This is a genomic window from Treponema brennaborense DSM 12168, from assembly GCF_000212415.1.
Taxonomy (GTDB): domain Bacteria; phylum Spirochaetota; class Spirochaetia; order Treponematales; family Treponemataceae; genus Treponema_F; species Treponema_F brennaborense.
Map to the genome: position 1 here is coordinate 955,666 of NC_015500.1, position 13,583 is coordinate 969,248.

Here is a 13,583-nt window from a genome sequence, read left to right on the forward strand (position 1 = left end):
AAAGATAAAACTGTTATTGAAATCCGCCCGTATGCCGATATTTTAAAAGATATTACCAGCGCCGTTACAGGAGTTTTCATCTATGAATTCATACGATGTTGCAGATTTAAAAGAGAATACGTATTTTACCGATGAAGTCGTTTTGGATAAAATGTTCCTGCTTTTAAATAGTACCATTCCCGTGACGAACGATTTGATAAAGGCTTTGCTTGACTGGGATTTCAGGCAAGTGTATTCGGATGGGACGATCGGTACGGGAATCGCCAAATCCGTCTCCGCTCCGGCTTCCGCTTCCGAACCGATGTCTGCTGCCGATATATTGAAGTTTAATTCACAGATGGAATCCGTTGATCCGGAAGAGTTGAAAATTGCCGTCGGGCAGAAAAAACTCGGAGATTCGGTGAAACGCATTATGGAAGACGCCGGCCAGCAGTTTCAGGATTCGGCTTCCGTTGACAATGAGCAAAGCCGCATGTCCATGGTGCAGACCGTATACAACGAATACCTCAATTATATCGGCAAAGTGTACACGCACTACGCTACGCACAAAGAACTGAATCTTGAAGAATTGCATTCCACCGTAAAAGATTTTTGCGTATTCATAAAAGAAAACCGCCGCTACGTGCTGCGCGTAGAACCGGAGATGGAAGCCCGCAGCAAGAATTTCCTGATCAGCCATTCGATGCGCTCTACGGTGCTTGCCATTACGATCGGGCTGCAGTTGCGCATTCCGCTGAGTAAACTGGTCGAGTTGGGCGTGGCTTGTATTCTGCACGAAATCGGCATGATCCGGCTGCCGCCGCAGTTGTATATGACGGACAGGATGCTTTCTCCGGCGGAAAAAAATCAAATCAATACGCATCCCATTATTTCGTACACCATTCTGAAAAGCTACGACGCGCCGCTCAGCATCTGTCTGGGCGTGCTGGAGCATCATGAGAAAGAAAACGGCACCGGTTACCCGCGGCATATCAGCGGCGACAAAATTTCAATGTATGCGAAAATCATTTCGGTTGCCTGTTCTTTTGAAGCGATTACCGCTCCCCGGCATTATAAGGAAGCCTCCAGTTCGTACGACGCCATGGTTGAAATGCTCAAAAATAAGGGAAAACAGTACGACGAATTGGTCATAAAAGCGCTGCTGTACAGTTTATCCCTGTTTCCCATCGGTGCGTACGTGTATTTATCGAACGGAAAAATAGGGCAGGTCGTCGACGTGAATCCTGAAAATCCCAAAAACCCGATCGTGCAGATCGTCGGCGAAAAAGACACCGCCGGTGATCCGAAAACGGTGGAAACGAACGACTCGACGCTGCGCGTTATGCGCGTTCTGAATAAACAGGAAGTAGCTGATATTTTGAAAACCGTGGGCGTAAAATGAAAAACGACCGGGCGGGCGGCTCGATCGTTTTATCTTGCAGCGGAAACGGGCGGCTATCGTATCAGGAAAAAAACGAACGAAGCGCTTCTTCGTCGGTTAAGAATTTATCGTCTATAACGGGCGGATGCGTTTCAAAATAGAGTATTTGTTGCAGTTCTTCCTGATGCTGTACGCCCCACACGGGCACCGCGTTTTCAAAGCGGCGCAGAAAACCGTATGCGAGCGGTATGTTGCGGATAACGCCGCCGCACAACGGCTGCATGGCAATGAAGCCGACGTCGTGCGCTTCGCTTTCACGCACCAGCGCGCGCGTCTCGTCCGGGCAAAGCATGTTGAACGGATATTGCAGCGTTTCGTATAAACCGTTCGCGAGCGCGCACCGGGCGAGCGGCAGCGAATCTGTTACGAACCCGATATGCCGGATTTTTCCCGATTTTTTCAAATCTTCGAGCGTTTCGTAAATGCCGTCGGAAGCGCCCCGTTCGGGAACGAACGGCGGCATTTCCAACTGATACAAATCGACGTAATCCGTCTGCAGTGTGTCGAGACTTTCTTCCAATTCCGCTCGGATTTGCGCAGCCGAAAGCGCGGTCGTTTTGGTTGCAAGCAGTATGTTTTTGCGAATCGCGTAAACGGCCGCACCGAGCCGCCGTTCGCTTTCCGGACTGGAACGGGCGGTGTCAAAAAAATTGACGCCGCCTTCGTACGCTTGCGTAACGAGCGCTTCCGCGTCATCGGGATTTTCAAGTTTCTGCAGATTCTGGGCGCCGAACGCCGTTCTGCTTACCAGCAGATTTGATTTTCCCAGTGCTACGTATTCCATAGTCGTATACGGCTGCCCGTTTATCCGCGCTTGTAATTTTTGATTTCCTGATGAAGACGGGAAACCAATTCGCTGCGCGGAACACGGATCTGTTCCATTGAATCACGGAAACGGATCGTGACGGTTCCGTCTTCTTTCGTGTCGTGGTCGACGGTAATGCAGAACGGCGTGCCGATTTCGTCCTGACGGCGGTACCGTTTACCGATCGTACCGGACTGATCGTAGTCGGTTACGAATTCTTCCTGCAATTCGGCTCTGATTTCCTGCGCCAATTCGGCGAGACCGTCTTTTTTCATCAGCGGCAGAATGGCGACGGTAACCGGCGCTATTTTCGGGTGAAAATGCAGCACCGTGCGGTAATCTTCCGGTGCGCCCGCGGCGGCTACGTTTTGTTCTTCGTACGCATCGCACAGGAACATCAGCAGATTGCGTGTCAGACCGGCCGACGTTTCGATGATGTACGGAATGTATTTTTCATTGCCGTTGTCCTGGTCGATGTACTGCATGTCTTTTCCGGAAAATTCGGTATGACGGGTCAAATCGAAATTCGTGCGGTTGTGCACGCCTTCCAGTTCCTGAAAACCCATCGGAAATTCGTATTCGATATCGTACGCGTCTTTCGCATAGTGCGCCAGTTTTTCGTGATGATACCAGCGGAGTTTTTCCATGTGGATACCGTATTTTTTATAAAAGCTCCAACGCTGTTCGCGCCAGTATTCAAACCATTTGTCGTCTTCGCCCGGTTTTACGAAAAACTGCATTTCCATCTGTTCAAATTCGCACGTGCGGAAAATGAAGTTTTTGGTAACGATTTCGTTGCGGAACGCTTTTCCGACTTGCGCGATGCCGAACGGCACTTTCATACGGTTCGACTGGATGATGTTCTTATAATTGACGTAAATGCCCTGAGCCGTTTCGGGGCGGAGATACACGACGCTCGCGCTGTCTTCGGCGGGGCCTATGTGCGTTTTGAACATGAGATTGAACGCTCGCGGTTCTGTCAATTCACCGCCGCAGTTCGGGCATTTTTTTGCGGCAAGCGCGGCTTGATCCATCGTATCCGCACGGAAGCGCATTTTGCACTGCTTGCAGTCGACCAGCGGGTCGGAAAAGTTTGCGACGTGACCGGAAGCTTCCCAGACGCGCGGATGCATGAGAATCGCCGCGTCGAGACCGACGATATTGTCGTGCAGCTGGGTCATTTCTTTCCACCAAGCGTTCTGTATGTTCTTTTTCAATTCGATACCGACCGGACCGTAATCCCACGCTCCGGCCTGTCCGCCGTAAATTTCTGAAGACTGAAATACGAAACCGCGCCGTTTGCACAGGCTGACGATTTTTTCCATAGTTATTTCACGTGAATCCATTTTGCGCCTCATTAAAATGATACTTTTTATATGATATCATAGATACAACGGAAATGTACAGTAGCCCGCCGATGCTGCGTGACTGCGGTTGCAACTTATGCAGGTATGCGGTATAGTGTGCGATACCGTTTTTTGGAGTTTACATGAAAAATATGAAGAAATCTGTTTATGTTGCGTTTCCGGTCGGTTTGACTATTCTGACCGTTTTGTTGTACGGCTGCGTGTCGGTCGGCGTAAAATCCGCCGCGCGTTCCGCCGCCGGTGATTGGAAACTGGTCGCCGCCGCTGCAAACGGAACGGCGGTCGCCGTGCCGGAGGATCTCGGCGTAACGTTTTCCGCCGAAGCCGACGGAAACGGAGGTTTCGACGTGTACGGTTTTGCCGGCGTGAATAATTACTCCGGTTCCGCCTCGATTTCGGGAGACGTTTTCGAGCACAGCGCGTTCGCCGTAACGCTGATGGCCGGCCCGGAAGCCGACGCCGCCTTTGAGCGGGTGTTCCTTTCTATCCTCGAATCTGCCGAAAAGGCCGCCGTCGTGCCGGAACACGGCGGCACGGTTCTGCGCTTGAGCGATGCCGACGGTAAAAACACGCTTACGTTTGCCGCCCTGAACTTGGCGGACACGGCGTGGCGGCTTTCTGCATATAATACGGGCAGCGCCGTTTCGTCGCTGCCTGCCGATACGGAAACGCCGGAACTCGTTTTTGACGGAAAAGGCGGAATCACGGGGTTCACCGGGGTAAACCGTCTGGTGGGCACGTACGCCGCCGATGAAACGGAGCGGACGCTCTCCTTTTCCGCGCTCGGTATGACCAAGATGGGCGCGCCGTCGCAGACGGCGGCGTCGCTGGAATCCCGGTACGCGGAACTTTTGGGAATCGTTTCCCGCTATCAGTTGTCCGCATCGTCTCTGCGGCTGCTTGATGACAACGGAACGACGCTGCTCGTTTTTGTGAAAGCAATTTGACATTGTTTTACTTTTTTGATACAATGGTATTTCAGATATTTTATAGGCAGGTTTGTTATGTCCAGAAGATGTGATATTTGCGGAAAAGGTTCTCTGAGCGGTAATAAAGTGAGTAAATCATATAATCATACGCGCCGTACATGGAAACCGAATATTGTCGAAGTAAAAACTGAAATCGGCGGCACCGCAATGACGATCAAAATGTGTACCCGCTGCTTGAGAAGCGGATACGTTACCAAAAAAGTCTAATCCGGACTGTCAGGTAAAAGAGAGCTGTTCAGGATAAAATCCGGCAGCTCTTTTTTTATTTTCCGGAGGAGGCGCACGGCAGCCGCGACTTACGGCAGCGGCGTTCTCCTCGGGCTGCAGTTCACATCGGCTGCAGCTCACATCAGCGGTGAAAACAGTTTGCAAAATCCACGCCAGGCTCGTTTTAATATGAAATGATTGTCGAAGGTTCCTTTCGATGCTTCCGCAGCGTTTTTGATATCGTCGAGAAATATTTTTTCGCACGTCAGTGCCAACTTTGCGTCGTAAAAAATGGCGTTCACTTCAAAATGCAGTTCAAAGCTGCGGGTGTCTATATTCGTTGAACCCACCGTGGCTATTTTACGGTCGACGACCATCGTTTTGGAATGGATAAATCCGTTGTATTGATAAAACTTTATACCGAGTGCCAGCATTTCCCGCATGAATTCGTGCGAAGCCGCTTTTACGTAAAATTTATCCCACACGCCGGGTACCATGATGCGGACGTCCACTCCCGAAAAAGCGGCGATCCTGAGCGCGGTAAAAAATTGCGCGTCGGGAGTAAAATAGGGCGTTTGAATATAAACGTATTTTTTTGCACTCATGATCATCCGGATGAGTGCGTCCTCTATTTCCGTTTTTTGTATGTCGTCCGGACCCGCCGTTACTATTTGGGTGGGAATTTTTCCCGTACTGAAAATGGTATCGAATATGTCGGGATGTTCTTTTACGGATACCTGCTGCGTAAAATCGGAGAATACGTTCGGCGGAAAATATTTTGCGGTATCTTCGGGGCCGTGCAGCCGGGTTTTCCATGCCGGCATACTGAACCAATCGATGCAGAACACGGTTTGCAGCTGAACGACGCTCGTGCCGGTAAACCTGATGTGCGTGTCACGCCAGAACGGTTTGCGGTTGCTCCGGTTGCGGTTCGCGTATTCGTCGCCGACGTTGACGCCGCCCATATAGGCGATGGTTCCGTCTATTACCGTAATCTTGCGATGGTTGCGGAAGTTGATCGAAAAGGGCAGTCCCCGGCGCACCGGAAAAAACGCAAGCGATTTTCCGCCGGCTTTGTCGAGTTTTCTGAAGAATCCGGTGGGAGTCGAAATCGAGCCGAAATCGTCGTACAGCAATTTTACGTCCACACCTTCACGGGCTTTCCGGCAGAGAATCTCCATGATTTCACATCCGGTTGCGTCGTTATGGAAAATGAAAAATTCCATATTGATCGTCCGTTCCGCAGCTTGCAGATCCTTTTTCAGCTGCGTGAACATATCCTGCCCCCATCGGTAGATTTCTATGGAATCAGTCGCCGTCAGCAAGCTGCCGCCTTTTGACAGATTCATATCTACGAGCGGAAAATAATCTTTTATGACATGATTCGGCAGTTCGTGCCGCCGTTCTTTTAAATAGGCGAGCTGTTCGGCCTTCAGATTTTTCAGTTTTTCGTTTATGTAAGCCGTCGTCGTGCTCATCCGCTTCGTCCGCGTAAAAAAATGCCCGCTGAACAGCAAATACAGTATCATGCCGATACCGGGCAGCAGTACGAGCGTCAAAAGCCACGCCATTCTGCGCGCTGATTCTTTGCGTTCAAAAAACAGGATAAAACCGATGAATAATATGTTCAGCGTGTGTACGATATCCCATAAAATATTCATAGACCTACCGCAGGAAAACCGTACATTCCAATGCGAACGCGATGCGCGCGCTGCCGTCGGGACGAACGGTTCCGGTTCCCTGTATGCCGAGCATGACCGGTGTGTTCGGAATGACGTACGCCGCGTCCGCACCGAACGACGTTCCGCTGAACCAATCCCGCGGAGCGTCCGCAGCCGTACTGAACGATGAAACCGCGACTCCCCAAATACCTGCGGAAAAGCTTCCCCTGTTGAGCCGGAGCGACAGACCGTTTTTCCAGCAGATCGAACCGGTTGAAACGTCTCCCCGCTCGGGGCCGAAAATGCATTCGCTGGAGACGTTCGCCGTTACCGAGCGTACGGTGATGCCGGCGGCGGCGCCCAGTCCGAGTCCGAGTTGGGAATCCGCCGCGGAAAGCGCGGCGCTTTGCGTGCCGTATCCGTATCGCAGCAGCGCTCCCGCGTTGAACGCACCGGCGCGGTACGCCGCTTTTACGGTTCCCGCCGCGTACAGCGGCACTTCGCCCGATTCGGGGACAGTAAAGCCCGCCTGCACGGCGTATTCAAGCCAGTCCAGCGGCGTGTGCATGAACAGCATGGTCAGCGGCACGCCGTATTCGGCCGGGCGCTCGGTTTGCCAGCCGTAGCCGAGCCGCCATACGGTGCTTATCGTGCCGGCCGGATACAGGCGGGCCGACGGAACGAGACCGGTTCCGGTTCCCGACGCGCTGAGACTGGCGAACGGATACGAAATGCTTCTGTTTATGGTAACGGACGCGGACGACGTCTGCCGCACCGGATCGCCGCCGGCGGTAAATCCGTTCACGTCGGCCGTGATAAGATACGTGCCGTCCGGTGCGGAAGTGCCGGCATCCGTGCGGCCGTCCCACTCGCACGACTGTTCCCAAGTCGTAAACCGCTTGAGTGGCATCGTTCTGATGACGCCGCCGTTTTGGAATACGGTGATCGTTCCGTCGCCGCCCGCCGTAACCGAAAAGCGTACGGCGCACGTTCCGAATACGCCCGGGTTTTGCGGATTAAACGTGTCCGGCGTTACCCGTATCGCCGTTGCGCTGAAATCGGCCCGTTCCAGCGTAACGCGCAGCGTGGTGATCGTGTTGCGCGGTACGTACACGGACTGCATATCCGGGCGGTATCCGAATGCGCGTATTTCAACGGTGTGAATTCCTTCCGGCAGTTCAAACGTCCGTACGGACATCGCCGCGCTTTTTTGTACACCGTCGATAAACACGAGCGAGTCTGCAGGTTGTGCGGAAATTTGCAGGATGCCGGTGATGAGACGCAGTTCAAGGTAAAAAGATTTTTCCGTACCGGCGGCAATGTCCGCGTAGATTTCTTTGGTTTCGTATCCGCTTTTTTTGACCGTGATGCGGTAGGTTCCGGGAACAAGCCCGTCTACGGTGAGCGGCGCCGTCCCCGCGTACGCGCCGTTCAGGTATACCGCCGCGCCGGAGACGTTCGCCGTTATTTTCAATGAAGCCCGTTCCGATTCCGTGTGAGATACGGTTCCGTCCTGTGCAAAACAAAACGTCCCGACCGCAGATAAAACCAACGCGGCGGCGGCAGCCGTCAACCGTAAGCGAATGTGCTTCATCAAGCCTCCCGTTTACTGCAACCGGGCCTCTATAAAGGTCAGTTTCAGCGCTTTCAATGCTTCCGTAATGGATACTTTGTAAATATGCGGATTCAGTATACGCTTGTACGTTGAGTCGAGCGTTTGGAGCTGCCGCTGCATGACGTCGCGGGCGTCCTTCAGCGCCTGCTGCGGTTCGGGAACCGGACCGACGCGACGTCCCGATTCAATCCGTTTGGTAAGCAGCGGTTCCACTTTCGCCGGAGAAAATCCGAACTGCCGGTAATCGACGGACGGATGGTAATAGCGGCGGAATTCACCGGGAGTGACCGCTTCGTCTTCCAGCGCAAGAATATCCGCGCGCGCCATACCGTCCGCGTCGTACAGCCGCCACACGTTTTTGACTCCCGGATTCGTCGTCTTTTCGGGGTTATCCGAAAACTTCATCGTCGGGATCAGCGCGCCGCCGTCGGCGTTGTGTCGGGCGGCCAGTTTATACACGCCCGTAAAAGACGCTTCGTCGCCGCCGGTTACCATGTGCGTACCGACGCCCCAACTGTTTATGGGCGCTTTCTGCTGCACGAGCGTTTCGATGATTTCCTCCGTCAACTCGTTCGAGACCGAAACGAGTGCCTGCGGAAATCCCGCTTCGTCGAGCCGCTTTCGCACTTCGGTCGAAAGATATTGAATGTCGCCCGAATCCAGACGCACGCCGAAGCCGAAGCCTTTTTCAACCAGGCCGCGTCCCGCTTCTATCGCGTTTTTTATACCCGAATTGAGCGTGTCGTACGTGTCTATCAGAAAGATCGATTTTTCGGGATACAATTCGGCGTACGCGTTGAACGCTTCCAGTTCGGACGGAAACGACATGATCCAGGAGTGCGCCATCGTTCCCTGCACCGGAATACCGTACAGCTTTCCGGCCAGTGTGTTGCTGGTACCCGACGCACCGCCGATATACGCGGCGCGCGACGCACTCATCGCACCGTCGGGGCCTTGCGCGCGGCGCAGGCCGAATTCCATGATGTGACCTTTGCCCGACGCAAGCCAAACGCGCGCGGTTTTGGTCGCTATCAGACTTTGAAAATTGATGTGATTCAGAACGAGACCTTCGATAATCTGCGCTTCGATCAAATTCGCGTGGATGCGGACGATCGGTTCGTTCGGAAAAACGACTGATCCTTCGGTCATCGCGTACAAATCGCCGCGGAACCGGAACGCTTTCAGATAATCAAGAAATCCCTGCTCGAATATGCCCTGTTCGGCAAGATAGGCGACGTCGCTTTCGCTGAACGTAAAATGCACCAAAGCGTCGAGCAGCGTTTCCAATCCGGCAAAAATCGAAAACCCGCCGTTGAACGGCTGGCGTCTGAAAAACATGTCGAATACGGCCGGCGAATCCATTCGCTGTTTCCAATAGCCTTGCGCCATCGTCAATTCGTAAAAATCGGTAAACAAAGCGCTGGTTTCGTTATTTTCCAGAGAACGTGTCATTTTTCTCTCCTCATAAAAGGGAGCTCCGCACTTTTCGGGCATCCCCGCGGAATTATCCAACGACCGTAACGGATGTTGAAGCGGTATAACTATAGCCCGTTAAAATCATCGTGTCAAACGCATCGGCCGCCGGCAAACCCGTCAGTCGGCGCGAGGCCGTTTTTCAAACAGATACGTGTACCGGGCAAAAAAATACCGGCCGACGAATCTGCTCATAAACGCCTTGCATTTCCACTTCCATGCCATAATTGCCGTCCGTCTGCCGCGTTCAAGCGCCCGCAGCGCGTGGCGGACGACGCTTTCCGCCGATTTTCCGTGCAGCACCCGCGTCCGCGCACCGTTGGACGCGACGTCCGCAAATTCCGTGTCGACCGGTCCGGGGCAAACGGCCAGCACCCGTATTCCGCTGTCCGCGACTTCCGCGGCGAGGGCGAGCGTATAGCTGAGCACGTATGCTTTGGTCGCTCCGTACACGGCGAAGTTGCCGAGCGGTATAAAGGCGGCGAGACTGGACACGTTTACGACGGAACAGCCGCCCGTCATAAACGGAAGCACGGCGCCGCACAATCCGGTGAGCGCCGTTACGTTCAGTTCTATCATCTCGAGCTGCTTTTCCAGCGGCGTCTGAACGAACGGGCCGTAGGTGCCGAATCCCGCGTTGTTGACCAGCGTGTCGACGGTCAGTCCGTCGGGGCAGCGTTCCGCTTCCCGTTCGAGCAGTGCCAAAAATCGCCCGTATCCGGCGGCGCCTGCGATATCCATATCGAACACGCGCACGGCGGAACCGGCGTTTTCGAGTTCTGCCGCGAGTTCCCGTAATCTGTCTTTTCTGCGGGCAATCAGCCACAACTCGTCTATTGCCGGTTTTCGGGCGAGCTGCCGTGCAAATTCCGTACCCATGCCGGAACTTGCGCCTGTTACGATAATTATCCGTTTCATATGTTCGATTATACGCCGATTCTTCCGTGCGGACAAGATCCTTCCGTTCCGTCCGATATTAAAAAATGCTTCAGTCTATTTTACCTTTTTCAATTTTTTCTGCTTGACAATTCTGCCTTACCTATCTACTATAGTACATTATGACTGCTAACGAATTACGTTCTAAATACATTGAGTTCTTCAAAAGCAAGAACCATGTCGAAATTTCCGGTAAATCGCTGATTCCGGAAAATGATCCAACGGTCCTTTTTACGACTGCCGGTATGCATCCGTTAGTTCCGTATCTGATGGGTGAACCGCATCCGGCCGGAAAACGCCTGGTCGATTATCAGAAATGTATCAGAACCGGCGACATCGAATCCGTAGGTGATTCGAGTCACCTGACTTTTTTTGAAATGCTGGGGAACTGGTCGCTGGGCGACTATTTTAAACAGGAATCCATCGGCTTCAGCTTTGAATTTTTGACGAAACCCGAATATCTGCATATTCCGCTCGAAAAACTGTCCGTAACCGTTTTTGCCGGAGACGAAAGCGTCCCCCGTGACGACGAATCCGCCGCCCGATGGGAACAGCTGGGCATTCCGCGCGAACGGATCCATTTCCTGCCGCGCTCGGACAACTGGTGGGGTCCCGCCGGTGAAACCGGGCCGTGCGGTCCCGATACCGAAATTTTCATAGACACCGGCAAACGCGCCTGTTCCGAAAATTGCCGCCCCGGCTGCGGCTGCGGCAAATATATAGAAATCTGGAACAACGTTTTCATGCAGTACAATAAGGATGCGGACGGCGTATACACGAAGCTCGCCCATCCGTGCGTAGATACCGGAATGGGCGTGGAGCGTACCGTCGCGATGCTGCAGGGCAAAAAATCCGTGTATGAAACGGAAGTGTTTACGCCGCTGATCGCCGTAATTGAAAAACTGACCGGAAAAACGTACGGGACCGACGAAGCCTCCGACACGTCTATCCGTATCATCTGCGACCACGTGCGCGCCGCGACGTTCATTCTCGGCGATCCCAAAGGCGTGCTGCCTTCAAACGTCGGAGCCGGATACGTGCTGCGCCGTATCATCCGCCGTGCCGTGCGCCACGGACGGAAGCTCGGTCTCGACGGCGAATTCCTGAAAGAACCCGCGCAGACCGTTATCGGCATGTATCGGGACGCGTATCCCGAAGTTGACGCAAAGCGCGAGCTCATTTTGGCTGAATTGCAGCGCGAAGAACAGAAATTCCTTGAAACCCTGAAAAAGGGCGAAGCCGAATTCGATAAATTGGTGCCGAACTTGCTGAAAAATCCGGCGAAAGTAATACCCGGCCGCGTTGCATTCCGTCTGTACGATACGTTCGGCTTTCCCGTCGAACTGACGGAAGAACTCGCCGGTGAACACGGGCTGACCGTCAACCGCGAAGAATTCGACGCTGCGTACAAGAAGCACCAGGAACTGTCGCGCGCCGGCAGTGAACAGGTGTTCAAAGGCGGTCTCGCCGACCATTCGGAAATTACGACGAAGTATCACACGGCGACGCATCTGCTGCATAAAGCGCTGAAAATGGTGCTCGGTGATCATATCGCGCAAAAAGGATCGAATATTACCGCCGAACGGCTGCGGTTTGATTTTTCACATCCGGCGCCGATGACGAAAGAAGAAATTCAGCGCGTTGAAGATATCGTAAACGAACAGATCCGGCGTGATCTGAAGGTTACGATGGAAGTCATGGATCTGGAAGAAGCGAAAAAAGGCGGCGCTACGGCGCTGTTCGGTGAAAAATACGAATCAAAAGTAAAAGTGTATACGATCGGCGATTTTTCAAAAGAAGTATGCGGCGGTCCGCACGTGGAGCACACCGGCTTGATCGGGACGTTCAAAATTCAAAAAGAACAGTCTTCTTCCGCCGGTGTCCGCCGTATCCGCGCGGTCATATCGTAATTGTAACGAAACGGGGTTAAACCTGTTATATACCATATATGCAGCTGTGACAGAGCAGTGCGACCAATTTTTCCAACCGTACGGAGTGCGGTATTTTAGAGGAGTTTCCCTGATGAAGCGTTTGGTAGTAAGTTTCATAGTATGTATCTGCGGCGCCGCCGCCGTTTTTGCGCAGGCCGATTTGCAGCCGCTCGCGAATGTAAAGCTGTATCAGCCGGAATCGATCACGTTGAAACAGCTTAAAAACCGGGTCGAATCGTATAAGCTGCAGTCCGGCGTCGCGTCGTTTACCGTCGATCAGAAAAAAGAAATCCTTAACGGCATGATCGATGAAAAACTCGTCGTGCAGGCCGCCATGAAAAACGGCATCAATATAACCGACGCGCAGATAAACGACTATTTCCTGTCGTACATGTCCCAGCAGATCGGCCAGACCGTAACCGAAGTTCAGCTCGCAAAACTGGTAAAGGAACAAACCGGTATGTCCTTGGACGATTATATCAAGGGCCAGGTCGGAATGGGACTTGCCGAATACAAGAGTTATCTGAAAAACCAATTGATCGCGCAGCAGTACATTCTTTCTTTGAAGCAGAGTGAAGTGCAGAAAATAGCGCCGACGGATGAAGAGATCCGTGCGTTTTACGAAATGAGCAAATCGTCGTTCGTGCAGAGCGACGTGTTGAAGCTGTTTTTGGTCGTTGTTCCCAAAAACGATGATGAAAAAGCCGCCCGTAAAAAGATTACGGGTATGTTTGACGACGTAAAAAGCAAAAAGCTGACTGCGGATAAAATTAAGGCGCTGCAGCAGTCCGACAGTTCTTTTCAGGCAGGCGATTTGTACGTCAGCAAAACGGCACAGGCCGCACAGCAGCTGGGAATCAATTATCAGGGATTGCTGGAGCTTTTTACGAAAGATACGGGATTCATTTCCGATTTGAACGAAACCGATACCGATTTTCAGTTTTACATTGTCCGCAATAAATACGATGCCAAAATGCTGACGCTGAGCGACGTCGTGCAGCCCGATTCCACGGTAACGGTGTACGAATATATCCGCCAGAATCTTACCGCGCAGAAGCAGTCCCAGTTTTTGGTGGCTGCGGTTCAGGAAGTAACGGAAAGTCTGCGTGTACCTGAAAATTATCAGATGCTGAAAACCGGCAGTGCGCTTGATTCTCTGCTGCAGAACTGGTAGACCGC

The 13,583-nt window shown here is 52.7% G+C and carries 11 protein-coding genes; 5 read left to right on the forward strand and 6 right to left on the reverse strand.

All coding sequences use genetic code 11. The features are described 5' to 3' along the window. Positions 1–82: 82 nt before the first annotated feature. Entirely contained in the window at positions 83–1,381 is a 1,299-nt protein-coding gene (locus TREBR_RS03970) for an HD-GYP domain-containing protein (RefSeq protein ID WP_013757935.1), read from the forward strand. Between the two features lie 61 nt (positions 1,382–1,442). On the opposite strand, the gene TREBR_RS03975 is transcribed toward TREBR_RS03970, so the two are convergent. Both TREBR_RS03975 and TREBR_RS03980 read right to left on the reverse strand, forming a co-directional pair. Continuing rightward, positions 1,443–2,204: an aldo/keto reductase gene (locus TREBR_RS03975; protein WP_013757936.1), complete on the reverse strand. Its 762-nt coding sequence runs from the start codon at positions 2,202–2,204 to the stop codon at positions 1,443–1,445. A 20-nt stretch (positions 2,205–2,224) separates the two neighbouring features. Next, on the reverse strand, positions 2,225–3,571 hold the full coding sequence (locus TREBR_RS03980; RefSeq protein ID WP_013757937.1) for a glycine--tRNA ligase: 1,347 nt from the start codon (positions 3,569–3,571) through the stop codon (positions 2,225–2,227). 152 nt (positions 3,572–3,723) lie between these two features. On the opposite strand from TREBR_RS03980, the gene TREBR_RS03985 reads away from it, so the two are divergent. Together TREBR_RS03985 and rpmB are read left to right on the forward strand one after the other, a co-directional pair. Next, entirely contained in the window at positions 3,724–4,539 is an 816-nt protein-coding gene (locus TREBR_RS03985) for an META domain-containing protein (RefSeq protein ID WP_169310621.1), read from the forward strand. A 57-nt stretch (positions 4,540–4,596) separates the two neighbouring features. Next, complete coding sequence (rpmB, locus tag TREBR_RS03990; protein ID WP_013757939.1) at positions 4,597–4,788, forward strand: 50S ribosomal protein L28; 192 nt, start codon at positions 4,597–4,599, stop codon at positions 4,786–4,788. A gap of 137 nt (positions 4,789–4,925) precedes the next feature. On the opposite strand, the gene cls is transcribed toward rpmB, so the two are convergent. The 4 genes from cls to TREBR_RS04010 form a co-directional block, all read right to left on the reverse strand. Then, positions 4,926–6,449, reverse strand: coding sequence for a cardiolipin synthase (gene cls, locus TREBR_RS03995; protein WP_013757940.1), 1,524 nt, complete (start codon positions 6,447–6,449; stop codon positions 4,926–4,928). Between the two features lie 4 nt (positions 6,450–6,453). Beyond that, positions 6,454–8,043: a PEGA domain-containing protein gene (locus TREBR_RS04000; protein WP_013757941.1), complete on the reverse strand. Its 1,590-nt coding sequence runs from the start codon at positions 8,041–8,043 to the stop codon at positions 6,454–6,456. A gap of 12 nt (positions 8,044–8,055) precedes the next feature. Continuing rightward, positions 8,056–9,516, reverse strand: coding sequence for a nicotinate phosphoribosyltransferase (locus TREBR_RS04005; RefSeq protein WP_013757942.1), 1,461 nt, complete (start codon positions 9,514–9,516; stop codon positions 8,056–8,058). 141 nt (positions 9,517–9,657) lie between these two features. Then, positions 9,658–10,455: an SDR family NAD(P)-dependent oxidoreductase gene (locus TREBR_RS04010; protein ID WP_013757943.1), complete on the reverse strand. Its 798-nt coding sequence runs from the start codon at positions 10,453–10,455 to the stop codon at positions 9,658–9,660. 140 nt (positions 10,456–10,595) lie between these two features. Between TREBR_RS04010 and TREBR_RS04015 the strand changes: the two genes are divergently transcribed. Further along, a complete protein-coding gene (locus tag TREBR_RS04015) occupies positions 10,596–12,383 on the forward strand; it encodes an alanine--tRNA ligase (protein ID WP_013757944.1) in 1,788 nt (595 codons plus the stop codon). Between the two features lie 112 nt (positions 12,384–12,495). Continuing rightward, the gene (locus TREBR_RS04020) at positions 12,496–13,578 is read left to right on the forward strand and encodes an MOSP complex formation periplasmic protein, TDE1658 family (RefSeq protein WP_013757945.1); all 1,083 of its coding nucleotides are present in this window, start codon (positions 12,496–12,498) and stop codon (positions 13,576–13,578) included. The last annotated feature ends 5 nt before the right edge of the window (positions 13,579–13,583 follow it).